The following is a 26,574-nucleotide window of genomic DNA, read 5'->3' on the forward strand; positions in this document are numbered from 1 at the left end:
TAATTTTAATGCACCAGAGGTATTGGTGTTACAGAATTCAAGTTTTAAGCATTTACAAATTTGCAATGCACGCCTAGTAAGCCCTTTGCTATTTGGCAAGCTATTGGAAAAACTAGAACATTTAAGTCAAGAGCCAACGGCATCAGAGTGGGTCGATCATCTGAGTTGTTTAAAGCTGATGTATTTACTGAGTTATAGAACTGGACTCCGATTAAATGAAGTTCGTTGTCTTAAAATACAAGATATTATTTGCCCAGAGTTACTTTATAAAGAAAAAGAAAATACAGCTTTTAATAATATCACGCTTCATATTCAGAACAATTCATATCGCCGTCTGAAAACGCAAAGTGCAAATCGTCAAATACCATTGAAAATTGCCTTGTCAGAACATGAGTTTTTAGTAGTACAACATTACATACAACATCGTTATGAACAATATTTGTTTAATCAGCAGGATGATCTACTTTTTAGTGTTAATCATCGTGTATTAACTGATCAATGTATCAGCAAAATTACAGTAGAGTTGTTTAACCAAATATTAGGTATGCATCATGGCTTTAGTTTTCATACGTTGCGCCACAGTGCTGCTAACTATCTAGCAATAACTTTGCTGGGTTCAAAAGAAATGATTAAAACATATACAGATTGTCCTTGGGTAAAAGCAAAAAAGATGCGTGATTTATTGTTTGGTGTTAAAGCACGTGCTCATGAAGAGATTATTCAACATAAATGGCAGGTGCTTGCCTCTTGGATGGGGCATAGCAGTATTGAACAAACGGCTTCAAATTATCTTCATGTTTTGGATTTATTAGCAGTCGATCGAATTTACAATTCGCCGTGTATCATTTCAAAAAAAGTCCTAGAACAGTGTTTTGGTCCAGTGAATTCAAGTACAGAGTACATAAACTTAAATCGTTATACTCAGCAGCAGAAATGGTTTAACTCTTATCAGCAAACAGAGCCAGTTATGATTGCTGGTCGACAAGAAAAGAAGTTTAGTATCGAGAAGAGTACTCTGACGCCTTTTCAACGTTTGATAAGTTTAAGAGATGGCCGTTCAAGCGAAGATATTCAAGCACAAGAATGGATGCAGCGATGTCAATTTATGAGCACTAAATGGATGGACCCCAAAAATTTTAATTTAAAAACGAATTATGTTAGTAATAAAAATTTAGATGTGGGTTGGTTTGATGAGCTTTACGACAAAGCTAAGAAACTGACACGTTCTGATGAAATAATTCCTCTCCTTGATTTGCATAACCAACATGATAAGGGGAAAGATATACCTAAAGAGTTGAACGTGGTCAATGCACTTAAGGTATTATTATTATTTGGAAAATTACGTAAAAACTTTCTACATTTTCAATGCATAAAGAAAGATGATGAGCAACGAATTGCTAATTTTATTGCTGGTATAGAGCCAATTATTGGAGATCACCTAAATTTAGACAAACAGAATTATCCAGTTAATCTGGAAGTGCTTGAGAGAACAGTTAAATTTAGTTTTCAAAGAGTTGTTGGCCCTAATAAAAAAAATGTTACTCTACTGGTTATATTTAATTTAATGTTAAAAATCATGCAAGAAGATGAACTTTGGTTAAAATAGCCTAAGCAGCTTAAAAAGGGGAATTTAAAAGCTTTAGCATCACAGTTTGATTACTGGATTTTAAACAATAGTGTGAAGATTAGCGCTTTGGTAAATCGATGAGCTAAAGTGTTGTAGTCCAAACTCGATCTGACAGTTACCCATTTTTGAGCTGTTGATTAATTTATCAAAAAAAATCAAGCCACCCACGGGTGGTTTTTTATTGCGAGGTCAAAATGGAATTCCGACATGTTGTTAAGAACCATTGCGACATTTCACCAGTAACTAACTTTCTTAATGTGAATCATGCTAAGGCAGTGAATGAAGGGAAGCCGTTAGTTGTATTGATCGCACCACAAGATAAAGATCGTTCGAAGGCTCAAAACCGTTTGTACTGGATGTGGCTTAATCAATGGGCTAAACGTCAAGGTACAGATAAAGATTGCAAGCATCTGTTCTTTAAGAAAAACTTCTTAGCAAAAATCTATGATTGCGATGACGTTGGCCAATACAAGAAAACATTCAAGGCTGTAAGAGAGTTGAAAGATTCTAAGCATCCTCTCTACCAAGATGTAGCAAGTGGCCTATGTGAGCTAATGAGCACTACAGACGCAAGTACAGTTCAATTAACCGAATACTTAAACGACATTCATGCTTTCTGTAATAAAAATGGGTGTTATTTGGAAACGCCTGATGATCTTAAGTAGGTGCTTGTATAGTTGCTGATTTCATATTATTAATGTCTCTCACTTTATAAAATGAGAAACTAACAAATGGTAATGAATAATATTGAATATGATGCGGTGGTTGAAAGTGCGAAAATCAAAGCGAAAAGCGATATAACAGTAGCGGTTTTAAATAATGCAGCAAGTAAAGAAAAGCTTATAGAGTTTATCAAAAAACTGCATGATCAGATTGATGAATAATATGAACCGCCCTTAAAGCGGTTTTTTATTGCTAGTAGAAGATTTAAGGTATCTTTTCTAATAGGCACATACTATTAAAGTGTTTTTTATTTATTTTTTAGATTGAAAAGATTGCTATTTGAGTAATTTAAATATAAAAATCTTTATTGATTGAGCGTAGTTGTTATACAGGATATTTATAAGGATTTTAAAATGACAATTATCACATTGCTTGATGTTGAGACGAAGAAGAAGGTGATAGTTCGGTCCGTAATAGACCCAATAGCAAGAATAGACAAAAAAGGGAATATACAAATTATTCAAATTCATAAATGGCTATATGATGAATCTGGAGATTTCGTTGATGAAGACTTATATGAGGCACTCAACAATGGAGAAGTTGGAATATACTTAACTTTGCAGTATATGATCATTGATATTGAAAATTAATTATTTTTTATTTTTAGTCAGTTTGAGTTCTTACTCTCTAGAGCCTAATGGTTACTGCACATAAGACCTTATTAAGTATTACCTATTGATGGGCACATATTCTTTATAAGTCTTGATAAGTAAAAAAATTATGTAGGCTAAAAATAAAACCATTTAAAAAAAGAAATCTTTATCTATTTAAATATGAATATTTGATATTTTTAATTCAATCCCTATTGCTAGTGCTTAAATATTATGCCAATATGAAGTTGGAAATATTTCCGAATAGATATTTCCTATTTCAGGTTTAAGCGTTTTTTTCGCTAAGTCCATTTCTGAATAAAAATAGGAAGTGGGCTTTTTTATTTTTAAATATTTCTGTATTATCAGTGTGTTGCTGTAGGTAACACTAAACCTTGTTGATCAGCGCAAATATCAAAAAGGGGAGCTTGCCTACTAGGCAAGCTTTTTAAATTGATCAACTAAACACAATAATCCATTTCAAAGCTCATTAGAAAAATCAAACTTCCCTAGCTTTTATTCGTACTAATTTATTGAATCTAATCGTCTTTATAATTTTAAAAAATTCCTTAAACTAAAAATGGAAAATTTCTTGTTGCAACATTGTTATAATAGGACTACCTTAAGAAAAAATACTTTATAAAAATGAGGAGCTGCTGAAATGCCACAGTATCTCATGTTTGCGGAAAATATTTATAACAAAATTAAAGATGAGGAATTATTTTCACATGACTGTATTGAAAATATGAACTTACTTATGACATGTATACGCAGAGAAATTGAGGGAACAGAATTTAAATTAAAATTTAATTTTATTGATTTTGTTGAATTGTTCAGTAGACCATTAGATGAATGTAAAGTAAAAATAGATGTGAGTTTGATTCCTCCTCATAATTCAGAAGGTGAGTATATTTTATGGTTAGCTGGATTTATCGAAAAAATTACAGAAGGTGGACCTAAACCACCTCCGCCTATAAAGAAATTTATTCCAGAGTATATGAGCTTGAAATCTGAATTAGATTTTTTACCTTTAAATGAGGAAAAAATTCAAACCGAAGGTAAAGAAATTACGGATTACTTTAATTCAAAGCTCTATAAGTCAACTTTTAAGAAGTAATACTATATTGCCTGTGAGTTTAGCCACCGCCTAAGGGCGGTTTTTTTATGGGTAAGAATAATGGATTCTACAGAATACTTTTGGCTTACTCGGAAAAAAGAACCTAAAACTAAAAGCTGGCCACTGCCAAAGCCTACACAAAAATATCTAAAGGCAGAAGAAGAATTTACTGAAACTTTAGATAATCTGGAAATTAAATATGAAAAGAAATTTCAGTTTAAGTCTACTAAGCACTGGCGGTTTGACTTTCATTTAATTGAGTATCGAATACTAGTTGAAATTGTGGGTGGTCCATGGTCTGGCGGTCGTAAGGGCAAACTTAAAAATAAAGCTTGTAGTCTTGATCGTTACGATGTGGCTGAAGAGATGGGCTACACCGTAGTTCGCATAGAGACAGCTTCAAGATGCCGCATTGATGAGTCTGGACCTTTGCAGTTACGGACTGAATACGCTAGTGAGTGGTTAAAAAATTTAAAGAGGCAAATATTTAATGGATCAGATCAGACCATTTCCTCCAACTGATTTTATTGACCAAGCAGATGAAGAGGAAGCGATTCGCATAGTACCTGCGTCTGATTTAAAAAACTGGGTAGTTGCTAATTTTCTTACACTTGGTGGACCTTTACATAATCCAGATCATGACCATATCGCTGAGATGCTTCATGACAATGAGGGGTTTTTGGCTTTTGCATGGGCTTCTACTGCTTATACGAGAGCTAAGCGCATGGTGCTCGGCCAATGTGAAAAGGTTATGTTTCAACAAGGCGGCTGGAAGAAAGCCCGTCAAGAGCAGCAAATGCGTGATTGGTTCGGTTTTGTTCCAATTTACTTAATCACTATCGATGCAAGCTTTTGTGAAAAGGCAAACGATAACGAGTTTTGTGCTTTGATTGAACATGAGCTCTATCACATTGGTGTAGAGCGAGATTCGGACGGTGAGATTATTTACAGCGATCATACTGGCTTACCAAAGCACTATTTAGCTGGCCACGATGTGGAAGAGTTCATCGGTGTTGTTAAGCGCTGGGGAGCTAATGACAGTGTTAAGCGGCTTGTTGAAGTCGCTAAAAACCCGCCGTTTGTTTCTGATTTAGATATTTCTAAATGCTGTGGAAACTGTGTAATTACCTGAGCCTTTTGGCTCATTTTTTTTGCCATGTTTCCTTGACGTACCTTGACGGATAGAGAGAAATGGCGACATTAAAAAAAGCAGAAACTCTTTATTGTACAATCGTTTGCTGTGTTTAACACCCCTCAAGAAACAGTAAGTCTCGTCAAGGAGGAATTTGACATTGATGTTTCGAGACAGCAGGTAGAGTCATATGACCCTACAAAGTTTGCTGGGAGAGACTTAAGTAAGGAACTCAAAGAAATTTTCGAAAATACACGGGAAGAGTATTTGAGTCAGCCACTAAATAAAATCAGTGGAGCAAATGACATTGTTCAGTTGAAGATTTTAATTGATTTGCTTTGGACTAAAAAAACAATGTGACCATGACAATTAAGATCGTGGACCAAATACAAAAGATCATGAAAGGGTTTTATGAGAAGAAGGGGGAACAAAATAATAAAGGTGGTAATTCTGAAGCGAACCAAACTAAAGCTGAAGTAGAACTTGAGATTAAAAAACTTGAACTTCAGAAGTTACAACGTGAGGTAAATCCACCTGAGTATCGTCCACCTGAAGAGGATTACAAGCTTGTGCTGAATCCTGATGAGGAGATACCAAATGAGCCAATTCTTTAATCCTCCAGAAGGTTCAGTTCAATTAACGCCTAAGCAAGCCAATATTTATTTGTGGGGCTGGCAAAAAGAAGCCCGATTTCGTGATGCTGTTTGTGGCCGACGTTTCGGTAAAACATTCTTGGCCAAAGCGGAAATGCGAAGAGCCGCAAGACTAGCGGCTAAATGGAATGTTTCGGTAGAGGATGAAATCTGGTATGCAGCGCCTACCTTTAAGCAAGCAAAACGGGTTTTCTGGAAGCGACTAAAACAAGCTATTCCAGCATCTTGGCGAGCTGGTAAGCCTAATGAAATTGAATGTTCAATTACATTAAGAAGTGGTCATATTATCCGTGTTGTTGGTCTAGATAACTATGATGACCTTCGTGGATCTGGTTTATTTTTCTTAATTATTGATGAATGGGCCGACTGTAAATGGGTTGCATGGGAAGAAGTGCTTCGCCCGATGCTTTCTACCTGTAAGTATATGGTGAACGGCGAACAGCGAGTTGGTGGCCCGATATGAGCAAGGTATTTTGCTATCTTTGGATATTTCTACCGTCTCTGCATACTGTGAGCACTATGAATTGCCGGTAGAAAGAGACATCTTTAATGATTGTATTTTTTACAATTGATAATCTCTTTCTAGATGAGTCACATAAAAAAACTAACAATCCTAAAAAATAACCATAGAGGTATTTACTAAAATTAACCGCTGGTGCTGAAAAGCTGTTAAATGCTTAATGTGGTGAAGCCACTCAATCGAGTGGCTTTTTAATATCTAAAAAATAAAGATTTCAAAGTTTAAGAAATATATAATAGAAACAATTAATTATAAGATTTAAAAATATGTTAGCAAAACTTTTATACATTGGGATGCTCTATTTTTTTAGTAGTTTTAATTAGCTGCACTAAAAAAGTTGAAATTAAACCACTTCCTCCTTCAGTTGAAGAGGACTATCTAACTTCAAAACATGAAATAGACAAGATGCTAGATGCATTAAATAATCATGATGTACCAAATGATGAGAAGCGTGAGATATTGTGTAAGTCATATCCAGAAGTCTATAAAAACCACTATATGCCAGCACTACTGAAGCCTTCTCCGCATCAATATTCAGAAGAAGTACTTTTGAGAGATTTTGAGGCTGTGATTAAATTTTATAAACAAGCTTGGTTTATTAAATGTATCTAATATCTTCATATGTGACATTTATTAACCAATTTGTTAAAGTTTATTCACTTTATAACAAACGGTAAAAAACCATGAAACAAGTCATTTTAAGTCTTTTATTAGTTCTAAGCTCATTAAATGTTGCGGAAGCAGGTAGAGGCAGACAACCTTGCTCTGGTAAGAAAGGTGGGGTAAGTCATTGCGATGGTAGTAAGTTTGTTTGTAATGATGGTTCCATCAGTGCTTCTAAAAAGATCTGCTCTAGATAGGTGACGATATGGGATTAAATTTTAGAAAAAGTATAAAAATTGCTCCGGGAGTCCGGGTAAATATAAGTAAAAAAGGAGTCTAAAGTATTTCTGTTGGTGGAAAAGGGGCACGAGTAAATGTTAGTAAGAAGGGAACTCGAACAACAGTAGGTTTACCGGGTACTGGTTTATCTTATTCCAAGTTCTCTAGTCATACTAAGAAAACAACACGTAGAAGAGAACCCGATTTTAATAATCCAGATAATGTATGGGGTTACCCTAACGCTGAATGGATTATTTGTGGGATTATTTTATTTATAGCTTTAATAATTTTTATTTGGATTATTAGCTAATTTTAAGGTGTTGATATTATATGAAAAAGATTATTTTTTAAGCTTGGTTCTTGGTTCTTGGTTCTTGGTTCTTGGTTCTTGGTTTGGTAGGGATTAATGGTTGCTCAAAGGTGGAAAAAGAGTCAAAAGAAGCTATCTTAAGCACCTTAAAAGATCCTGATTCGCCCAATTCCAAAATATAAAAGGATATTGCGGAGAGGTAAATTCTAAGAATAGCTACGGTGGTTATGTTGGTTTTAAGAGATATGTCTCTATTGATGGTGGAGTCTTAATGGAGGATTCAGAAGGTGTTGAACCAGAGACATTTGCAATAATTTGGGAAGCATACTGCACTCCAAATAAATTATCTTTAAAAGAGCGCAATGAGTGTGTAAAGGATAGTCTCTTATAATGAATGGATGCAAGGCTTAAAGGGGTTTCCAAGGAAAGCTTAAGGAATGAAATACTAGCAGACAAAAATGCATCAAAAGCAGAAATTGAAGAAGGCTTAAGAGATATTGATCGTGCGTATAACAGTAATTTCAAAGATAAGGGTCTATACGCACAGGATGTTGTTGCTAAATGTGTAAAGTTGATTGATTAGTGAATTGGTAAAAAGCACCCTAGGGTGCTTTTTTATTTAGACAAAACGCACTTCAACATGTTTACCAATTGCCGCAGCATATTTTTGCAATGTGGCAATAGATGGTGATGGTTTGCCTGTGATCAATGCTTTTTCTAGCCGTGAAACGGCAGGTACACTTGTTCCCATGCGTTCCGCGATTTGCGCTTGGGATAGACCTGCATCTCGACGTGCAGTAAGTACCATATCGAGCAGGGGCATTTCTTCACGTTCAATTCGTTCGTATTCGGTACGCACTGCTGAACGAGATAATGCAAGTGCTTTCATTTCTTCATGTGTTCGCATTTTTCACCTCTTTCATGCGGTCAAGTGCTAGGTTTAGATCTTGCTTAGGTGTTTTTTGGGTTTTCTTAACAAAACTATGGAGCATTACAATGCGTTTACCGACTAGTGTGCAATACATAACACGAGCAATACCTTCTTGAGATTTTAAGCGCAACTCAAATAGTCCTTTACTCATTGGTAATGTGTGAGGTTCTCCTAAGTTTGCGCCGTAAATCACCATACGGTCAGTTAAGTTAAAATATCGAGCCAAAAGACCATCAGGTAATGTAAGAATCTCATCCTGAACGTCTTCGCTGTAATATTCAATTGTATACATATCATGTTCTACTCAATGAGAGTTAATATTACCATATTTGATAATATTGGCAATTTATTTCGGGTTTGGATGTTCTGTAGTTTTCTCTGTTATTTCATCAGAAAGCCAAAATACATCTTCAAACTTCTCGCATACACCAGCTTTTTTGAGTTCTTTATATATAAATAAGGCTGTATCAACCTTGACAGAATGTCCTTGCTCAGCTCGTGTCACATAGTTTGATAAAACTCTGCTGCCACTAACAAAACCACATCGCTTTGATAGTTCATAAACCGTTAATCCTGCTTTTTCACGCAAATAGGCAACATTATTCTTTACTTCCATTGCTGCACCACAAGTTAAATTTTAGAATATTGTAGCACAATAAAAGATAATTACTATTTTTTGTGATAGCACAACAAAAAGAATTGAGACAATAAAAGATATTAAATAAGATGACTTCATCAAGGCTAAAAGCCATGAAAAAGAAAAGCCCCCAACTTTCTGACGGCAAGGGGCTTTTATCAACAACCATAGGAAAGGATATTGATATGTCTAGTTTAGCATTAAGTTTTAATGAAGTGAAATTCAATCCCGTGCCACGGCAAGATGGCCAGATTTGGCTTTCTTCAGGTGAATTGGCACAAGCATTAGGATATAAACAAGAGAACGCGGTCAGTAAAATTTTTAATCGTAATTCTGATGAATTTACGGAAAATATGACACAAATTATTGATAATCCTCGGCTACCCAATTTGGGTATGCGGATTTTCTCACTACGTGGTTGCCACCTAATAGCAATGTTTGCTCGTACTGCTGTAGGGAAGCAATTCCGCAAATGGGTGCTGGACGTTCTTGATAAGGAGATTGGCGCTTCAGTTACGACGGTAGGTACATTGGGCGGTGGAGCCCCACTAGGAGCTGCTCTGATTGGCTCTGGTATTGGGATGATGCTCGGGGGAGTTGCCATGATGTTAATGCCTAAAATCGAAACCACTCAAGATCAAAACCAAGATGGAAACAGAGCGAATAAAGGCTTTGGCGGAGCCGTAACAACGGTTGCTCAAGGTAATCCTGTGCCGATTTTATATGAGCAACGTGAGATTGGTGGATTTATTGTGAGTGCTGGTCAATATCCAGAAGATCAGATGTAAATTCAAATTATTAAAAAGGCGCTTTCTAGCGCCTTTTTTATTGCGTGAGATTTCTTATGAATGCAGTAGTAGGCGCAAAAAAGGGAAGTAAAAAACAACGGCAACCCGTAATTTCTCCAGATTCTGCACAGTCAAAAACTTATATTAAAGTCCTTTATGGATTAGCTGAAGGAGAAATTGAGGGGCTAGCAAATGGCCTTCAGTCAATTTATTTAGAAGAAACTCCACTTCAGAATGCAGACGGAAGCTTTAACTTTGAAAAGGCTCTTGAATAAGGCCTTTAATAATGTGCAATTATTTGCTCAATTAACTGGATAATTGCACATTTTGAGCAAAGTTTTTCTCATTTCATATTCTCTCGAGGTTTATCATGCAGCTAATGATTATGGTTACAGAAGCTGGAAAGCTTGAGCATACTTGCAATTTGCTTGCTGAGGTAAACAATGGCGGTAAAGTCTTAAAGGTCTTTGACTATAACGGCAATCAATTACCAATCAACAATGATGGAACAGTGATGTTTAATAGACACCGTTGGGAATTGCCAATTAAAGTGGATTTAAAATAAATTTGAATGTAGTTTAAAAATACCAAAAGCAACACTAATGCAATTTTAAAAAATAGTGCAACAAGAATGCAGCGAATTAAGTTAAGTTATTGATTTATTTTGGATGTAACCGCTCTAAATTGAGCCAAATTTAAGGCGTAACTTGCGTAAGTGGTCGACCTAATTCCGTAAATCTGTTGAGGACTGCTACACGTGCATGAATCTCATTCACTTGGCTATCAAAACTCCTTGCACTGAGTTTATCTCCTAATAATTTAATGCAGTGCATCTTAGTTTCAACCAAACTTTGCCGATGATAGCCTGACCATTTTTTCCATAGTGTCCTGCCTAAACGTGTAACTGTTCGAAGTAATTCATTTCGCTCTAGCGAGCTACTCTTTGTATCTTTCCATGGTTTCGCATTTTTTCTAGGTAGAATTACCGCATGCGCTTGCCGATCTGCAATGACCTGACGGCATTGCTTGTTGTCATAAGCTCTATCGGTATAAACAGAGTCAATCTGCTCATCTTGTGGAATCTGATTAAGTAAATCACCAAGCACCTGTGAATCACTGACATTATTGGTTGTGAGCTGAATAGCGCGTATTTGTAGGGTTTTAGCATCTATACCAATATGTAGTTTACGCCATTGGCGACGATATTCAGGCCCATGTTTCTTGCGTTTCCATTCGCCCTCACCTAGAAACTTCATCCCTGTAGAGTCCATGAGTAGATGCAGCCCATCGCTACTTTTTTGGTAACTAATTGCAATATCAATATGCTTTTGTCTTCTACAAAGCGTGGTGTAATCTGGTACTATCCAATTTAATCCGCAAAGTTTAATTAGACTTTGCACAAAGCCAGTGGCAATAAGTAAAGACAGACGAAATAAAGATTTAATCATTAAGCAGCATTGGATGGTTGCGTCGGAGTAGATTTGATTTCGCCCTTGTTTGCCTTTTGATAGAGCATACCATTGCGTAGCAGGATCAAACCAAATGGCAATATTTCCGCGACTAATGAGTGCTCGGTTATATGCGGGCCAATTGGTTGTGCGGTAGATTTTGTGTGTAGGCTTCTTCATTTGAAAATTATATCGCTGAAAAAGCCTTTACAGATAGGTTTGTGCAACAAAGCCTATTCAAGGCGAATTATTAAGATAATTGTGAAAACTTCATAGGAACTTCTTTTTTCTCAATGAAAATATTATATCCTTAGAGTCTGCATGATCCATTTGAAGCGAGAATTTTATGAAAAAAGTTATTGGTATGAGAAATAGCCGTACTGAAGCCTTTAAAATCGTAAAAGCTTCATTTGCCGTAGATAATTTGGTTGTAGATAATAAAGGCTTACAAGCAATTAATGACTATGTGAAGGGTTCTAAGACATTTGAACAAGCCAGAAATACACTCGTTGAAATGTACCGTGTAAGATAAAAATGTTTTTTGATGATGCACTACATTATTATCTGACGGAAGAAGATTTTTATGATGATCCATTCTGTGATAAAAATGGTGTTTTGATCAACAATCTTGGTATTTCTAATACCAAAGACCTGAATGAGGCAGAGAAAGCGCTAAGTGCCTTACAAAATACAAGATTACAGGAAAATATCTCTGTTTTTCTAGGCAATTTTGATTTACAGCACCTACAAAATATACATCATCAATTATTTATGGATGTCTACCCATGGGCTGGCCAATTAAGACGCGTGAATACCTATAAAGGTGAATGTATCTTTCTCCATTACAATAGCATAGCTCCTTTAACAGATCTGCTGTTTTCATGCCTCAATAATAATTTTAACCATTTGATTAATAATAAAGAAAATATAGATTTGGTTTGTAGTTTTTTAGCCAGATTTTTTGTTGTTTTAAATTATATTCATCCATTTAGAGAAGGTAATGGTCGCTCACAATGTTTCATGCTAGGCCAGATACTATTTAAGTAAGGTTATACGATCGATTGGACCACTGTGAGTTCAGATGCTATGAATCAAGCAGTGATCGCAGAATGGAAAGAAGGTAACTTTAAGCTCACTGGAAAAATGATTAAACTTAATATTCAAAGATTAGAAGTAAGTTGAACACCTGACCAATATCGTACTCAGCATCAATTTTAGTGTTTCTTCAGGCCTACTGCTGACATTTCAAATGATTCCATGATAAAAATCAAACATCATTGTAAAGCCTCTAAAAAACGATTGCTCCAACAATAAAACACAACACCCCAAACGCGATCCAGAGCCAGACAGTTGATCTGGATGTCTGCATACCTGGGTTATTCAATGGAGATGGTTGCTGAGAGGTATTCTGTGGGGTATTCGGCCTGTTTGTATGGGGATGATGCTTGGAATAAGAAAGTCCTGTTCCGGGAATGCCCACGCTGGTTCGGGTGCTTTTTTACCAATATTTAAAGAAGCACCGGGTTTGCCAATGCTCGCACTGCTGATGCCCTTATGCGTCAGATTAATTTTTAAACCCGGTAAGATTTTAATGCTCTTGCGAAATCTAAAGTCCATATTTCCCCCATTTGCAAAACCAGTTCGCTGTGTATTTCAGTTAATAGAGGTAAATTCAGAGAATCTCAGATCCTCATCTACCTCGCTAGTCGGTTGTCCCCATAGAGACATCCGTATATTTTTTATCTGGTGATTGCAATACTACCTTAAAATACCGTCAAAAATCTTTACTGTATATTTGCTGTAGGGTAATCTTAAAACTGCTATTTATTGACTGATTGGTATATGACGACACATAAGCATGAAGTCCTGCTACGAATGCGAGCGATCGAGCTGCTTGCATACTGGGAAGGTCGTTTGGTCACCAATCGTTTGATGAGCTGGTTTGGGCTCAGTCGACAGCAGGCTTCTGCGGATATCAAGCGTTACAATACGCTGTATAACCCCCATGCCTTGATTCATGACCCCTCAGTCAAGGGTTATGTGCCTAAAGCCAGCTTCCAGCCTGTACTGACTACAGCGCATATCAATGAATATCTCAATATGTTGTCAGGTTTGGTTAGTGAATCGCATGCCCTGATTGCGATGCCAGAACCGAATCTTGCAGCAGTTCAATTACCTGATCGCAGTGTATGTCCTGAAGTGATTCGGGAAGTTTTGCGTGCCTGCCGGAACCAAAGTACTTTAAAAATGATTTATGCCTCCATGCAGAATCCGCAGTGGCATGAACGCATGATTTCCCCACATACCCTGGTGTATACCGGTTTTCGCTGGCATGTCCGTGCCTATTGCCATCAGAGCAAGCAGTTTAAGGACTTTTTACTCTCCAGAATTGCTCGCACACCTGTTGTGGTGGCGATTGAGTCAGTAGACCCTGCTCAGGATCAGCAATGGCATGAAGAAATTGTACTGACGCTGATCCCTAATCCAAAATTGAATGAAGCTCAAAAAGCGCTGGTCGAAAAAGACTTCTGCATGCCTGATGGCAGATTACAGATTCCGGTGAAAAAAGCCCTGGCTCACTATACCTTGCAGCGATATCAGGCCGCGATCACGCTGGCTGAGGCGGAAGATGCCTTGAAATATACCTTAGTGTTACAAGGTTCAGATATCGAAAAGCTGTCGTCTTACCTGTTTGATCAAGCTTCATAGGAGATTGGCTATGTTAGAACAATTTTATTATGACAGTGACCTGATTGGCGGTTCCCTGATGGTGCGTGAAAGCCGGCTGATCGCGGATCTGTTATTACGAGAAGCGACTCCAGAACAATGGCATCAGGCAATTCAGATTGACAATATTCTGCAAAAAAGAACGCCTGCTTCAGCTCAACGCAATGCCACCGCTATTCGTAAGCGTCTGGAGCGCTTAGAGCCTGATTTCTGGAAAGCTTTGCGGGATGGGGATGATGAGCTGGCGACTCAGGTGGCTTTTTGTGGGGCACTGGAACGCAACCTGTTGCTGCTTGAGTTTATGGAAACGGTGATGAGAGAGGCCTATATCTCCCAGGCTCAATACTTGGATAGCTATATTTGGTCAGACTTTCTGGATGAGCGTTCACAACGCGATCTTGATATCTGTGATTGGAAAGAGTCCAGCAAGAAAAAAATGGGGCAGGTGGTGTTTCGCATCCTGGCAGAAGCCGGTTACTTAAAAAATACCCGTAAGCTGGAGTTGCAGCGTGTGATCGTCAGAGCAGAGCTGCGTAGCCTGTTGGAAGAACATTATAAACAACGCATTAAAAGATCTATGGAAGTGTCGCTATGGACGCGGTAGTTGTAGAGGGGCAGCAATGAGTCAAAAAATACATGAGCGTCTGAACCAGATTCCAGAGCGAATTCTTTCCACCGAGTTTCTCACCGGGCAAGGACTGGGCAATGAAATTGGCTTCTGGATTTTTGATTATGCACCTGAAGATGAGTTGAAAGTGCGCGAATATCTGCATTTTCTAGACGGGATGCTGGAGAAAAAACACAGTCAGCTGAAGGTGGTGAATATCAACCTGCTGCAAGCCGTGGTGGATTATCTGGCTGAGCGTAACTTCATCGATAAAGCCATTCAAATGCAAAAAGACAAAGGCGATGAGGCGCTGCTCAAAGCGCTGAAAGGCCCACTGCATATGGATAAGTTCGCGCCCTATCTGGTGAGTAAATATGCCACCAATGCGCAAGATATTGTGTTGATGACTGGGGTAGGTTCGGTTTGGCCACTGTTACGTGCCCATCACTTATTGAACAGTTTACATTCGTTACTGGGGCATAAGCCGGTCGTGCTGTTTTACCCAGGTTATTACGATGGTCAAGCCATGAGTTTATTTGGAAAAATTCCAAGCAACAATTACTACAGAGCATTCAGATTAGTGCCTTAACACGGCAAATAGAAATAAGAATTCGGGGGAATTGATTGAGATGAATATTAAAGAGCTTTTTTACAAGCCATTAGATCGTGCAATTAACGGGGTCGTAAAAGCAGACCAGAATGACAATACCACGGTTTATCAGGAACTCGATGAGTATGTGGTCACCAATGAACTGGAAAAGCATTTTCGGGACTTTTTCCAGTCTTATGGCACAGACCTGAGCGATCCTTCGATTGCTAACCGTGTCGGCGTATGGATTTCAGGCTTCTTTGGTTCAGGTAAATCACATTTCCTGAAAACCTTGTCGTATATTCTGGCCAATAAAGTGGCACGCGATGCGCAAGGTAACGAACGCAGTGCTGCAGAATTCTTTGATGAAAGCAAAATTCGTGATGCGTTTATCCGTGCGGATATTGGCAAGGCCGTCAGCCATCATGCCGATGTCATCCTGTTTAACATCGACAGTAAAGCCAGCTCCAATGATGATGGCAATCCGATCCTGAATGTGTTTTTACGCGTGTTTAACGAGTATCAGGGTTTTAGTGCTGACCATCCACATATTGCCCATATGGAACGTCACCTGAGCCAGAAAGGTGTCTACGAACGCTTTAAACAGGCGTTTGAGGAATCCAGCGGTATGTCCTGGCTAGAGGAGCGTGACGGCTATCAGTTCTATCAGGATGATGTCGAAACCGCGATTTCCCAAGCCCTCAACTTATCTGCTGAAGCTGCGCATAAATGGTTTGAGGATTCTGAGCAGACCTTTAGTGTTTCGGTCGAAAACTTCTGTCAGTGGGTGAAAGAATACTTAGATAGCAAAGGACCACAGCAACGGATATTGTTCCTGGTGGATGAAGTGGGGCAGTTTATTGGCAGCGATACCCGCTTGATGCTGACTTTACAGACCATTACTGAAAACCTTGGTACGATCTGTAAAGGCCGTGCTTGGATTGTCGTCACCTCACAGGCGGACATCGACGCGGTTCTAGGTGAGATGTCTTCTTCCAAAGCCAATGATTTCTCCAAGATTGCTGGGCGTTTTAAAACCCGTTTATCACTGTCCAGTTCCAATACCGATGAAGTCATCCAGAAACGTTTATTACGTAAAACCCCGGAAGCAGAAGCATTGCTCAGATCGGTGTTTGAGCAAAAGGGCGATATTTTAAAAAACCAGATTACCTTTGACCGTTCAGGCCCAACACTCAACAACTATGAGGGTCCAGACAGCTTTATCCATAACTATCCTTTTGCGCCGTACCATTTCCAGTTGGTGCAAAAAGTATTTGAAGAAATCCGTAAAGTCGGTGCGACCGGTGCACACTTGGCCTATGGTGAACGGTCCATGCTGGATGCGTTCCAGATGGCCGCGAATGCGATTGCTACAGATGAAGTCGGTGCACTGGTTCCTTTCCACCGCTTCTATACCTCAGTGGAAGGATTTCTGGATACTGCAGTGAAGCGCACCATCGACCAGGCAGGGCAGAATCAAACCCTAGATAGTTTTGACGTACAGATGCTGCGCACGCTGTTTATGATCCGCTATGTCGATATCATCAAAGGGACCTTGGATAACCTGGTGACTTTGTCGATTGAGAAAATTGACGAAGACAAGCTGGCATTACGCAAGCGTATTGAAGAAAGCCTGCTGCGTCTGGAAAAAGAGAGCCTGATTACCCGCAATGGTGATGAGTTCCTGTTCCTCACCAATGAAGAGCGCGATATCACCCGCAAAATTAAAGCCACTGATCTGGCTGCTTCAGAAGAAAATAAAGAGTTAGCCAATCTGATCTTTAAAGATTTACTGCGCGATCAGAACAAATACCGCCATCAAGCCAACAAGATGGACTATCAGATTGGTCGTTTCCTAGATAGCCATAGCCTGGATGGGAAGTATGAGAGCGATTTGAAAGTTGAAATTATTTCTCCGCTTGATACGGAATACAACCTCTACACTGAAGCTTACTGTATTGGTAAAAGTACTCAGGACGAAGGACAAGTGCTGTTTAAACTGGCAGACGATAAACAGTTCTTTAATGAACTGCGCACCTGGCTGAAAACCAATAAATTCATCCGCTTAAATGATGATGGCACCCAATCGGATATCAGCCGTATCCTGGCAGACCGTGGCCGTGAGAATCAGGAGCGTAAAAAACGCCTGCGTGCCCGGGTTGAAGAAATGCTGCTAGATGCGGAAAGTTATGCCTTGGGTCAACATCTACAACTTTCATCTTCTAGCCCTTCCACCAAGCTGGATGAGGCGTGTCGTTATCTGCTTGAAAATACCTATACCAAACTGAGCTATTTGCAAGTCTATCAGCAGGATGCCTGGCGTGAACTGAACGCCGTCTTGACTGTCGATGATATGGCGCAGCTCGGATTGTCTCTGGATGGTGGTCAAACGAATCCGAAAGCCCTACAAGAAGTGGAACAGTACATCTCGCTGCGGGCAACAGGTACAGAACGTATTCTGGTATCGGATGTGGTGGATCGTTTTGCTAAACGCCCTTATGGCTGGCCAGATGCCGAGATTTTATTGCTGGTAGGTCAGCTGGCGGCAATGGGGCGGATTTCACTGCAGTTAAATGGTGGCAGCTTGCAGTTAAAAGATGCCTTTGAGCCTTTACAAAACAGCCGCCGTCGACGCGATGTGTCGATCATTAAAAAGCGCCAGACTGATGATCAGGTGTTGAAACAGGCACGCCAACTGACCCAAGATCTATTCTCGGCTATGGGACCAGCGACAGAGAAAGAGCTATTTGAATTCTATACCCAACATTTTAAAAACTGGTTAGCCAACTTTAAGTCGTACAAAAGCAAAACAGATGTCGGACAGTTCCCAGGCAAGAAAGTGATTGAAAAGTTGATTCTGACTTTGGAACGTCTGCTGGCGAATAGCGACAGCTTCGATTTCTTTAAGGCCGTGGTTGATCACAAGGACGACTATTTGGATCTGGAAGAAGATTATCGTGACATTCATGAATTCTTTAGTAATCAGATGCCAAGCTGGCAACAACTGCAACAGGCCTTACGTCATTTTGAGAAAAACAAACAGGCGCTGGGCAGTGATGAGCTCGCTAAAAAAGCCCTCTCCGAATTACATCATATTTCAACCCTTGAATCGCCCTACGGCCTGTTAAATAAAATCGCTGATTTAGTTCGCACAGTTGAAAGCGTCAATGAGCGACTGTTGAGTGAGAAGCGTAGCCATGCGGTAGAGCAAATTGATGACAAGATCAAACAGTTAGAAGCCGAGATTAAAAACAGTGGCATCGCTACCGCTGAGCTGAGTAACAAGCTATTACGCCCACTACAACTGCTGAAAACGGATATTGAAGTGGAAACTAGCCTGTCCACCATCTATATGCTGCAAACCCAAACCGCCGTGGAGCGTTTTGATGAAGCCTTATATGAGCTGGAGAGCGAAGTTCAGGCGGAAATCCAGCGTCAGGCCAAAGCGGCACAACTGGCTCAGAGCAAAGCCGAGAGTGTAACCAACACTGCAACCACCTCCAGCCCAGTTACATCAACACCTGCTGCGAGTCCGGTACAGCCTGTGACAGCCGTAGTGCCACCGAAACCGGTAGTCGAAGTTGATGTTGCTAGCATTTACAGCAAAAGCTCCAGCAGTGTCTATCTGGAAACAGAAGAGTCAGTGGATCAGTTTGTAGACGCACTCAAAGCTGAACTGAAAAAAATCGTGAGTGATAAAAAGCGTGTGCGTATCCGCTAACTCGGGTTAGGGATATTGGCATCAGTCATTAATTAAAGGTTTAAAGATGAATACCAGTAATATTAAAAAATACGCACCGCAAGCACGCAATGATTTTATCGCAGCCATGCGCAAGCAGTCGGCCAAATACGGCATCACCGCAGACCGCACTTTACCAACAGAGCAGAAAGGCGACTTGTTGCTGATTGGCGATCAGGTTTTTCCCCTGTCAGTAATGAAACCGCGTGAAAAGCTGATCAAGCGCATTCAAACCAGCAGTTTTGAGCAGACCATCGATTATATCGCTTATAGCTGGTTTAACCGTCTTTGTGCGATTCGCTACATGGAATGCAAAGGCTTGCTGGATCATGGTCGTCGTGTACTGAGCAGTGCCGATGGCAGTGCAGGCTTGCCGCAGATTCTGGAAGAGTGTCTGGATATTGACTTACCGGGTTTAGATGCTAGCCGTGTGGCTGAACTCAAGCTGGATGGCAATAAAGACGAAGAGCTGTACCGAGAGCTGTTACTGGCTCAGTGTCATGCATTGAATCAGGTCATGCCATTATTGTTTGAACAGGTTTCTGATGAATCTGAGTTGCTGTTACCGGATAACCTCACCAAAACCGATTCCTTGATCCGTGATCTGGTCAGCAGCATTCCAGAAGAAGACTGGTCGGATGTACAGATTATTGGCTGGCTGTATCAGTTCTATATTTCTGAAAAGAAAGACCAGGTGATTGGTAAAGTCGTCAAGAGTGAGGACATTCCTGCCGCGACACAGTTATTCACCCCGAACTGGATTGTAAAATATCTGGTACAGAACAGTGTTGGCCGTTTATGGATGATGGCACAGCCTGACAGTACGCTGGCCAATAATTGGGAATATTATATTCAACCCGCTGAACAAACGGATGAGGTCAATGCACAGCTGAAACAGCTGATTGATGTTCGTATTAGTGAAGATGGCGATACTTTAAACCCTGAAAGCATTACGGTGCTAGATCCGGCCTGTGGTTCGGGGCATATTCTGGTGGAAGCCTATGATTGCCTGAAAGCCATTTATTTAGAACGTGGTTACCGCAGCCGTGATATTCCACGTTTGATTCTGGAAAACAACCTGTACGGCATTGATATTGATACCCGTGCGGCACAGTTGGCCAGTTTTGCACTGCTGATGAAAGCGCGTGAGGATGACCGCCGTTTATTTAGCAATCCACCGAAGCTGAATATTATTGCGTTGCAAGACAGCCAACCTGAACGTTTAGACGCATTGAGTCAGGATTTGGCAAACACTGGTATTGCGCAGGCGGATTTAAAAGAATTGCTAGAATTATTTGAACATGCTTCAACTTTTGGGTCTTTGATTCAGGTGCCTGAAGTATTCGCTAAAAAGCTGCCTGATTTAGAAACAAAGCTCAATATAGCATTAGCGTCAGGGGATATTTTTGCACAGCAGTCAGCACAGGAGTTATTACCTTTAGTGCAGCAAGCGAATTTATTAGCAAAGCAATATGATGCTGTGATTGCGAATCCGCCGTATATGGGTGGCAAAGGCATGAATACAGCCTTAAAAGATTTTGCCAAGAAGAAATTCCCTGACAGCAAGTCAGATCTATTTGCCATGTTTATTGAACGTGGTTTTGGATGGTGTAAAGAAAGTGGTTTTAACAGTATGGTAACCATGCAAAGCTGGATGTTCTTGTCATCTTATGAAGCGATGCGTGAAAAGTTATTACAAGATCGTACAATTCAAACCATGGCACATTTAGGTGCTCGAGCATTTCCTGAAATATCAGGGGAAGTCGTACAAACAACAGCTTTTGTGATGCAAGGGCAACATATAAATGGATTTAAGCCAGTATTTTTTAGACTTGTAGATACAGGGCAGGATCAAAAAGAATCAGAACTAAGATCAGGACTTAATCGTTTTGACTCTACGATTCAAGATGATTTTAAGAAAATTCCTGGTAGTCCTATTGCTTATTGGGTAAATATACAGACTCGAAATTTATTTTCTGGAAATAAGCTTTTAGGAGAGATTTCAGAACCACGTCGTGGGTTGGCAACAAATGATAATAATAAGTTCATTAGAAGATGGGCAGAAGTTAGCAATCAAAAAATGGCATTTGGTTCTATAAATAGGGAAGATGCGAAAAATTCTAATAAAAAGTGGTTCCCGTATAATAAAGGTGGAGAATTTAGAAAATGGTATGGAAATAATGAGTATTTAGTTAACTGGGAAAATGATGGTGAAGAAATGTTTGCGCTTGCAAAAAAATTATATGGTAGCCCAACACGAACAATAAAAAATCTTCAATATTATTTTAGAAATGGCATATCTTGGTCAATGATTGGCTCTGGGACATTTAGTGTACGTTATATGGATAATGGTTATATTTTTGATCAGGCAGCTGATAGTTTATTTGCTAGAAATAATGAACTCCTTGAAATTATAGGACTTATGAATTCACCTGTACTAGAATTTTTGAAAATAATAATAAATCCTACTATGAATACAACAGCAGGTGTAATCTCTCAATTGCCTTATGTTCCTTTCTCAGCCTCAAATCAGGCAAGAGAAAATGTAGAGGAGATGATTAAATTTGCAAGAGATGACTGGAATGTATACGAAACCTCATGGGACTTTACTCAAAACCCAATCATTCGTACGCAGCAGTCAAACCTAGAACAAGCGTTTAACACATGGCAACAGCAAAATGCTGACGCTGTGGCAGAAATGAAACGTCTAGAAGAAGAAAACAATAAGCTGTTTATTGATGCTTATGGTTTACAGGATGAATTAACGCCAGATGTTCCTGATGAGCAAATCACTTTAACCCGTGCCGACCGTGAAAAAGACAGCCAACGTTTAGTGTCTTATGTACTTGGCTGCATGATGGGACGTTATAGCTTAGATGAACCAGGTTTGATCTATGCCCATGCAGGCAATCAAGACTTCGATGCCAACCGTTATCTGAAATTCCCAGCCGATGCTGACGGCATTATTCCATTGACTGAAATGCACTGGTTTGAAGACGATGCAACGCACCGTATTCGAGAGTTCTTAACTGCAGTGTGGGGTAAAGATACACTGGATGCCAATATGCAGTGGTTGGCAGAAAGCTTGGACAAAAAAGCCAACGAAACAGCGGAAGACACGATCCGCCGTTATCTTGCTAGTAAGTTTTATAAAGACCACATGCAGACCTATAAAAAGCGCCCGATCTACTGGTTATTCAGCAGTGGTAAACAAGGCGCTTTCCAGGCATTGGTGTACTTGCACCGCTATAACGAAAGCACTTTGGCGCGTATGCGTACCGAATACGTCATGCCGCTGATTTCCAAAATGGCTGCTTATGCTAATTCTCTGGAAACAACAAAAGAAAGCAGTGACTCTGCGGCTGAAATCAAACGTATCGAGAAAAAACTGCAAGACTTGCATAAGCAACAGGCTGAACTGAGTACTTTTGAAGAAAAATTACGTCACTATGCCGATCAGCGTATTACGTTAGATCTCGATGATGGGGTGAAAGTAAACTACGGCAAGTTTGGGGACTTGTTAGCTGAAGTTAAAGCGATTACGGGTGATAAAACAGAATGAATAAAGCTCAAATTGATCAGGTAAAGATACATATTGAAGCTTATTATGCGCTCGGGCTTTCAAATATTCTTGCTCAACAGCATTCTCATATATCAGACCTAAGCAATGTTCAGATTGGTGAATATACAGCACAAGAATTTCTCAGTGCATCTAATAAGGTTTTCAACCAATTTAAAGAAGAGATCGATACCGTATTTGCTAAAGCTTTACCATATAGTTATCAATTTCAAAATGAATATGGTGGTGCAGATTTAAATCAAGATCTAGCTGGTTATTTACAAAATATTAATAATCGAAATTTCCCTGCTGCGGTTTTACATCTTAATCGTTTAATTCATTACCAGGCAATAAATGGGTTTTGGGAGAAAAGTAAACGGAAATATTTTCGAAGTTCGGAACTCTCTGTTCAGCAAGATAAAGAACGTATCGAGTTAGTCTCTACTCATCTAGAAGCCACATCACAACGATTAGAGACTTTGTTGAAAGTACTAGAAACTAGCAAAGATGATTTGGATTCTTTTACTTCCGTAAAAAGAAGTGAATTAAGTGAAATAGAGGCGTTAGTAACTGCGAGTCGAAATCACTCATCAGAAATTACTAATCTGCAGAGTCAGGCTGCGGTCTTAATTGAAAAAATAAATTCTTTATTACAGGCATCTGAAGAGAAAAAAGCGGATTCAGATCAACTGTTGATCGAGACACGTGCACAATTACAAACGTTAAAAACGACTTTTGAGAACATAGAGCAAAATATTTTAGAACAAAAAAATGATTTTGAAACTCTTAAACAGGATTTCAAATCTAAGCTTACCTTTGTAGAGAGCAAACACGCATACTTTGAACAACGGAATCAATATCTAGATGATCTAATAGGTAGAGAAGTTGGTGCATCTCTGTTTGAAACGTTTAAGCAAAGGAAAACTGAATTAACAGATTCAATTAAATTTTGGAAATGGAGTATTCCTACTATAGCACTAGTATCCGCTTTTTGGATCGTCTATCTATTTTGGGGAGTTGATCCTGCATCGATTAGCTGGCAGTTGCTTTTAATAAATTCAATAAAAACCTTGCCTGTATTGGGATTGTTTTTCTTTACGACTTCTCAATACACCAAAGAGCGTAACTTTCAGGAAGAGTATGCATTTAAGTCCGCAGTTGCACTTACAGTTAATTCTTATGCAGAACAATTAAAAGAGACTGCTAATCAAGACAAGTTAATTATGGATTCTGTGCAAACCATATATATGCCACCCAGCAAACAAAAAGTAGAGCAGCAAAAAGAGGGGGTGTCTTCAATTCAAAACTTAAAAGAAATGATTGGCCAAGTTAAAGAAATTAAAGACATTGTGGGTGATAGTAAGCCATGAATTTAGATCAACTAAAACAAGGTCTGGAACAAGCCTTTTATACTGAACAGCATCGGATTGTCTTTTGGTACGATGCAGAACAGTCATTTACTGAAGAAATCAAAGCCCTAAAGCTGAATGATGTCCATATTCTAAATATGGCAGAAGAGTCGAGTTTGGCGATCAAGCTCAAACTGGAACTTGAGGATCAGCAGGGTAAATACTTGCTGTATTTCCCAAGTCCAGAGCCTGAAACCGAAAAAGACTGGCTACTGGACATTAAGCTATATTCTCGCAGTTTCTATGCCGATCGTTTCTCGATTATCTTTAATGAGCTTGGGCTACAGCAACAAAGTTTAAGAGAACATCTGGCTAAACGTGAAGAATTCCTCAAAGCCAAAGCCCGTCTGAGCACCTTAAAACGCTATATCCAGTCTGATGCAGATGCACAGGATCTGGACATGGCTATGATTGCAGCTGTGGTCAAGGCTGACAGTGTCGAACTCATGCATATCGTTCTGGCACTGGCAGATGAAGTGGTACAGCAGAACCTGGCTCTGGAAGTCAATCCGGAATCCTTTGCTGAACTGGAAAAATTCCAACTGGTGCCAGCTTTAATTACCGCATTACAGACGGAAATTGGTTATCCAGCATCGGTTGAAGAATTGAATGGGGAAGCACCATTCAAGCTCGGTACGTTCTTTATCCGGTTGATGAGCACAGGTTTCTGTGAAAGCCTGGGCGATATACCGCTATGGGCTCAAGAACTGGTGATGTCATCTGTCAGTTCACGTGCGACGGCTAGAGCCTTTTTGTCACGCTGGAGAGACAGCTCCAAATACTACCCAACCTTCGATACACTCTCCCAGACCGTGGCCAATGCACTGCGGATCCAGGAGAAGGTCGGGGCTTTTGATCTGGAACAGCTGCTCGATGTCATGACCTTTGAAGTGATTGAACAAAAGATTATTGTTGATTTGGCCAGTCATATCCCTGCAGCAACCCAAGCTGAACTGGAACATTTCAGAACGATTATTTCTACCCGTCTGGATGGCTATTGGGCTTCCAAACATAAGGATGATGCAACACGCCGTAAATATCGCACGGTCTATACAGCGTTGCAGGCAGCCATTGACCTGTTCAGCCTGCGACAGCAGTTTGATTCCGGGTTCTATTTCGACTCCAGTGAAGCCTTGTATAAAGCCTACGAGCAGGAGTTGTATCGCTTTGATATGACCTATCGCCACTACAGTACAGCCTCACAACGAGCTCATGTCGATATCCTGAAAAAACTCGATGAAGAAATCGAAAATTGCTATTCCTACTGGTTTATCGATTACCTGGCGCGCAACTGGGGAGAGCGGATTGAAGCTGAACAACGCTTGAATGTCTGGAAAATAGCAGATATCCCAAATCAGCAGAACTTCTATGATACCCATGTCAGACCCCTACTGGGTTCTGCAACGAAACGCCGTATTGTAGTGATCATCAGTGATGCTTTCCGCTATGAAGCTGCAGTAGAGGTGTGTGATCGTATCAATGAAAAGCGTTATTCAGAAGCGACTTTGTCTTCACAGCTGGGAGTTGTGCCAAGTTATACCACACTCGGCATGGCCTCATTACTGCCACACCAGACTTTGGAGTACAAAGAGAGTGCAGGGGATGATGTTTTAGTAGATGGACAGTCCAGCAAAGGAACTGCAGCACGATCCAAAATTCTGGCAGCCTATAATGGTCTAGCCGTGACCGCTGAAACGGTAAAAGGCTGGTCGCGTGATGAAGGCCGTGAAGCACTTAAAGACCATGATCTGATTTATGTTTATCATAACGTCATTGATGCACGCGGTGACAGCGTCTCGACAGAATCAGAAACTTTTATGGCCGTGGAACATGCCATTGAAGAGCTGACCGAGCTAAGCCGTAAAATCTTACTGCATTTCAATATTTCTACCCTGTTGATCACAGCTGACCATGGGTTCTTGTTCCAGCAAAGTAAACTGGAATCTGCGGATCGTTCTATCTTGACTGAAAAACCTGCCAATGTATTGAAGAGCAAGAAGCGTTATGTGATCGGACATGGTTTGCCAGTGAGCAAAGAAGCCTGGAAAGGTTCAACCCAAGCTACGGCAGGTACATTATCTGCGACTGATTTCTGGATTCCAAAAGGGGCAAACCGTTTCCATTTTGTAGGAGGTTCACGTTTCGTGCATGGCGGCATCATGCCTCAGGAAATTGTGGTGCCGGTACTGACAGTGAAACAGCTACGTGGTGAAAAGGCTGGACAGCGAACCAAGCGTAAAGTTGAGGTCATTTCTACCAAATCTACGCTGAAGATGGTCAATAACATCCAGAAGTTTGATTTGATGCAAACTGAAGCTGTCAGTGAACTGGTCATGCCAGTAACCCTGTCGATTGCCATTTATGATGGGGATGTCAAAGTTTCCAGTGAAGAAACTCTGACCTTTGATAGCAGTACCGACTCTATTGCGGAACGGGTAAAACAGGTCAGACTGTCTTTGTCTGGCACTGATTTTGACCGTAAGAAAGATTACTTCTTGGTGCTGAAGGACAAAGACCTGAATATCGAAATGCAGCGCTATAAGGTCAGCATTGATCTGGCATTTACCGATGACTTCTTCTGATAAC

24 protein-coding genes and 5 pseudogenes are annotated in these 26,574 nt (G+C 39.9%); 24 read left to right on the top strand and 5 right to left on the bottom strand.

Translation table 11 applies throughout. The features are described from left to right. The 12 genes and pseudogenes from ACXM0J_RS17170 to ACXM0J_RS17225 form a co-directional block, all read left to right on the top strand. Positions 1-1,606 (top strand): tyrosine-type recombinase/integrase (locus tag ACXM0J_RS17170; protein ID WP_479750686.1); only part of this gene is annotated, 1,606 nt, incomplete at its 5' end. A gap of 215 nt (positions 1,607-1,821) precedes the next feature. After that, a complete protein-coding gene (locus ACXM0J_RS17175) occupies positions 1,822-2,292 on the top strand; it encodes a NinB/YbcN family protein (protein ID WP_000395699.1) in 471 nt (156 codons plus the stop codon). Between the two features lie 72 nt (positions 2,293-2,364). After that, on the top strand, positions 2,365-2,511 hold the full coding sequence (locus ACXM0J_RS17180; RefSeq protein WP_162097055.1) for a hypothetical protein: 147 nt from the start codon (positions 2,365-2,367) through the stop codon (positions 2,509-2,511). A 192-nt stretch (positions 2,512-2,703) separates the two neighbouring features. Then, positions 2,704-2,940 carry a hypothetical protein gene (locus tag ACXM0J_RS17185; protein WP_000152660.1) on the top strand — a complete coding sequence of 79 codons (237 nt, stop codon included), beginning with the start codon at positions 2,704-2,706 and terminating at the stop codon, positions 2,938-2,940. Between the two features lie 661 nt (positions 2,941-3,601). Continuing rightward, positions 3,602-4,057, top strand: coding sequence for a hypothetical protein (locus ACXM0J_RS17190; protein ID WP_001136766.1), 456 nt, complete (start codon positions 3,602-3,604; stop codon positions 4,055-4,057). Between the two features lie 60 nt (positions 4,058-4,117). Then, on the top strand, positions 4,118-4,579 hold the full coding sequence (locus ACXM0J_RS17195) for a hypothetical protein (protein WP_000378528.1): 462 nt from the start codon (positions 4,118-4,120) through the stop codon (positions 4,577-4,579). Continuing rightward, positions 4,548-5,189: a putative metallopeptidase gene (locus ACXM0J_RS17200; RefSeq protein ID WP_000372120.1), complete on the top strand. Its 642-nt coding sequence runs from the start codon at positions 4,548-4,550 to the stop codon at positions 5,187-5,189. Before ACXM0J_RS17195 ends, ACXM0J_RS17200 begins: the two co-directional genes overlap by 32 nt. Positions 5,190-5,279: 90 nt before the next feature. Beyond that, positions 5,280-5,803 (top strand): annotated as a pseudogene (locus ACXM0J_RS17205) (DUF2280 domain-containing protein). Next, positions 5,787-6,302: pseudogene (locus tag ACXM0J_RS17210) on the top strand (phage terminase large subunit family protein); the annotation flags it as partial. The pseudogenes ACXM0J_RS17205 and ACXM0J_RS17210, both read left to right, overlap by 17 nt. 465 nt (positions 6,303-6,767) lie before the next feature. Beyond that, positions 6,768-6,974 (top strand): hypothetical protein, encoded by a 207-nt coding sequence (locus ACXM0J_RS17215; protein ID WP_000882919.1) that lies wholly within the window; start codon positions 6,768-6,770, stop codon positions 6,972-6,974. Between the two features lie 71 nt (positions 6,975-7,045). Continuing rightward, positions 7,046-7,222, top strand: a complete 177-nt coding sequence (locus ACXM0J_RS17220; RefSeq protein ID WP_002120129.1) for a YdcA family protein — start codon at positions 7,046-7,048, stop codon at positions 7,220-7,222. An 8-nt stretch (positions 7,223-7,230) separates the two neighbouring features. Next, a pseudogene (locus ACXM0J_RS17225) lies at positions 7,231-7,554 on the top strand (DUF4236 domain-containing protein). 619 nt (positions 7,555-8,173) lie between these two features. Here the strand turns inward: ACXM0J_RS17225 and ACXM0J_RS17230 are convergent. The 3 genes from ACXM0J_RS17230 to ACXM0J_RS17240 are packed head-to-tail and all read right to left on the bottom strand — an operon-like array spanning position 8,174 to position 9,101. Continuing rightward, positions 8,174-8,461, bottom strand: a complete 288-nt coding sequence (locus ACXM0J_RS17230) for a helix-turn-helix domain-containing protein (RefSeq protein WP_001258993.1) — start codon at positions 8,459-8,461, stop codon at positions 8,174-8,176. Then, positions 8,448-8,777 carry a type II toxin-antitoxin system RelE/ParE family toxin gene (locus tag ACXM0J_RS17235; RefSeq protein WP_000288004.1) on the bottom strand — a complete coding sequence of 110 codons (330 nt, stop codon included), beginning with the start codon at positions 8,775-8,777 and terminating at the stop codon, positions 8,448-8,450. Before ACXM0J_RS17235 ends, ACXM0J_RS17230 begins: the two co-directional genes overlap by 14 nt. A 54-nt stretch (positions 8,778-8,831) precedes the next feature. Next, complete coding sequence (locus tag ACXM0J_RS17240; RefSeq protein WP_000453245.1) at positions 8,832-9,101, bottom strand: transcriptional regulator; 270 nt, start codon at positions 9,099-9,101, stop codon at positions 8,832-8,834. Positions 9,102-9,307: 206 nt separating this feature from the next. Here ACXM0J_RS17240 and ACXM0J_RS17245 point away from each other — a divergent pair, with 206 nt between their 5' ends. The 3 genes and pseudogenes from ACXM0J_RS17245 to ACXM0J_RS17255 all read left to right on the top strand — a co-directional run bounded on the left by ACXM0J_RS17245 (position 9,308) and on the right by ACXM0J_RS17255 (position 10,475). Then, a complete protein-coding gene (locus ACXM0J_RS17245; protein ID WP_000096286.1) occupies positions 9,308-9,910 on the top strand; it encodes a BRO family protein in 603 nt (200 codons plus the stop codon). Between the two features lie 56 nt (positions 9,911-9,966). Next, positions 9,967-10,170, top strand: a pseudogene (locus ACXM0J_RS17250) (hypothetical protein); the annotation flags it as partial. A gap of 107 nt (positions 10,171-10,277) precedes the next feature. After that, positions 10,278-10,475, top strand: coding sequence for a hypothetical protein (locus ACXM0J_RS17255; protein ID WP_025464206.1), 198 nt, complete (start codon positions 10,278-10,280; stop codon positions 10,473-10,475). Between the two features lie 130 nt (positions 10,476-10,605). Here ACXM0J_RS17255 and ACXM0J_RS17260 read toward each other — a convergent pair whose 3' ends face one another. Next, positions 10,606-11,538 carry an IS5 family transposase gene (locus ACXM0J_RS17260; protein WP_000743263.1) on the bottom strand — a complete coding sequence of 311 codons (933 nt, stop codon included), beginning with the start codon at positions 11,536-11,538 and terminating at the stop codon, positions 10,606-10,608. Between the two features lie 166 nt (positions 11,539-11,704). Here ACXM0J_RS17260 and ACXM0J_RS17265 point away from each other — a divergent pair, with 166 nt between their 5' ends. Both ACXM0J_RS17265 and ACXM0J_RS17270 read left to right on the top strand, forming a co-directional pair. Next, positions 11,705-11,890, top strand: coding sequence for a hypothetical protein (locus ACXM0J_RS17265; protein ID WP_000755724.1), 186 nt, complete (start codon positions 11,705-11,707; stop codon positions 11,888-11,890). Between the two features lie 2 nt (positions 11,891-11,892). Beyond that, positions 11,893-12,405, top strand: coding sequence for a Fic/DOC family protein (locus ACXM0J_RS17270; RefSeq protein ID WP_000464612.1), 513 nt, complete (start codon positions 11,893-11,895; stop codon positions 12,403-12,405). A gap of 241 nt (positions 12,406-12,646) precedes the next feature. Here the strand turns inward: ACXM0J_RS17270 and ACXM0J_RS17275 are convergent. Beyond that, a pseudogene (locus ACXM0J_RS17275) lies at positions 12,647-12,975 on the bottom strand (DUF4236 domain-containing protein). 225 nt (positions 12,976-13,200) lie between these two features. On the opposite strand from ACXM0J_RS17275, the gene ACXM0J_RS17280 reads away from it, so the two are divergent. Genes ACXM0J_RS17280 through pglZ form a run of 7 tightly spaced genes read left to right on the top strand, consistent with a single transcriptional unit; the run spans position 13,201 to position 26,570 of the window. Continuing rightward, a complete protein-coding gene (locus tag ACXM0J_RS17280) occupies positions 13,201-14,067 on the top strand; it encodes a WYL domain-containing protein (protein WP_025464207.1) in 867 nt (288 codons plus the stop codon). A gap of 10 nt (positions 14,068-14,077) precedes the next feature. Continuing rightward, entirely contained in the window at positions 14,078-14,689 is a 612-nt protein-coding gene (locus ACXM0J_RS17285; protein WP_000893011.1) for a DUF1819 family protein, read from the top strand. 16 nt (positions 14,690-14,705) lie between these two features. After that, on the top strand, positions 14,706-15,281 hold the full coding sequence (locus ACXM0J_RS17290; protein WP_000078544.1) for a DUF1788 domain-containing protein: 576 nt from the start codon (positions 14,706-14,708) through the stop codon (positions 15,279-15,281). Between the two features lie 40 nt (positions 15,282-15,321). Continuing rightward, entirely contained in the window at positions 15,322-19,002 is a 3,681-nt protein-coding gene (gene brxC / locus ACXM0J_RS17295; RefSeq protein WP_002120185.1) for a BREX system P-loop protein BrxC, read from the top strand. 46 nt (positions 19,003-19,048) lie between these two features. Next, the gene (gene pglX / locus ACXM0J_RS17300) at positions 19,049-22,582 is read left to right on the top strand and encodes a BREX-1 system adenine-specific DNA-methyltransferase PglX (protein ID WP_001098044.1); all 3,534 of its coding nucleotides are present in this window, start codon (positions 19,049-19,051) and stop codon (positions 22,580-22,582) included. Next, positions 22,579-23,949, top strand: a complete 1,371-nt coding sequence (locus ACXM0J_RS17305) for a hypothetical protein (protein ID WP_001030448.1) — start codon at positions 22,579-22,581, stop codon at positions 23,947-23,949. Before pglX ends, ACXM0J_RS17305 begins: the two co-directional genes overlap by 4 nt. Continuing rightward, positions 23,946-26,570: a BREX-1 system phosphatase PglZ type A gene (gene pglZ, locus ACXM0J_RS17310; protein WP_001047021.1), complete on the top strand. Its 2,625-nt coding sequence runs from the start codon at positions 23,946-23,948 to the stop codon at positions 26,568-26,570. The genes ACXM0J_RS17305 and pglZ overlap by 4 nt, the downstream gene beginning before the upstream one ends. Positions 26,571-26,574: the final 4 nt, after the last annotated feature.

The sequence above is a fragment of the Acinetobacter sp. GRABPA_MV_2 genome (assembly GCF_056725885.1).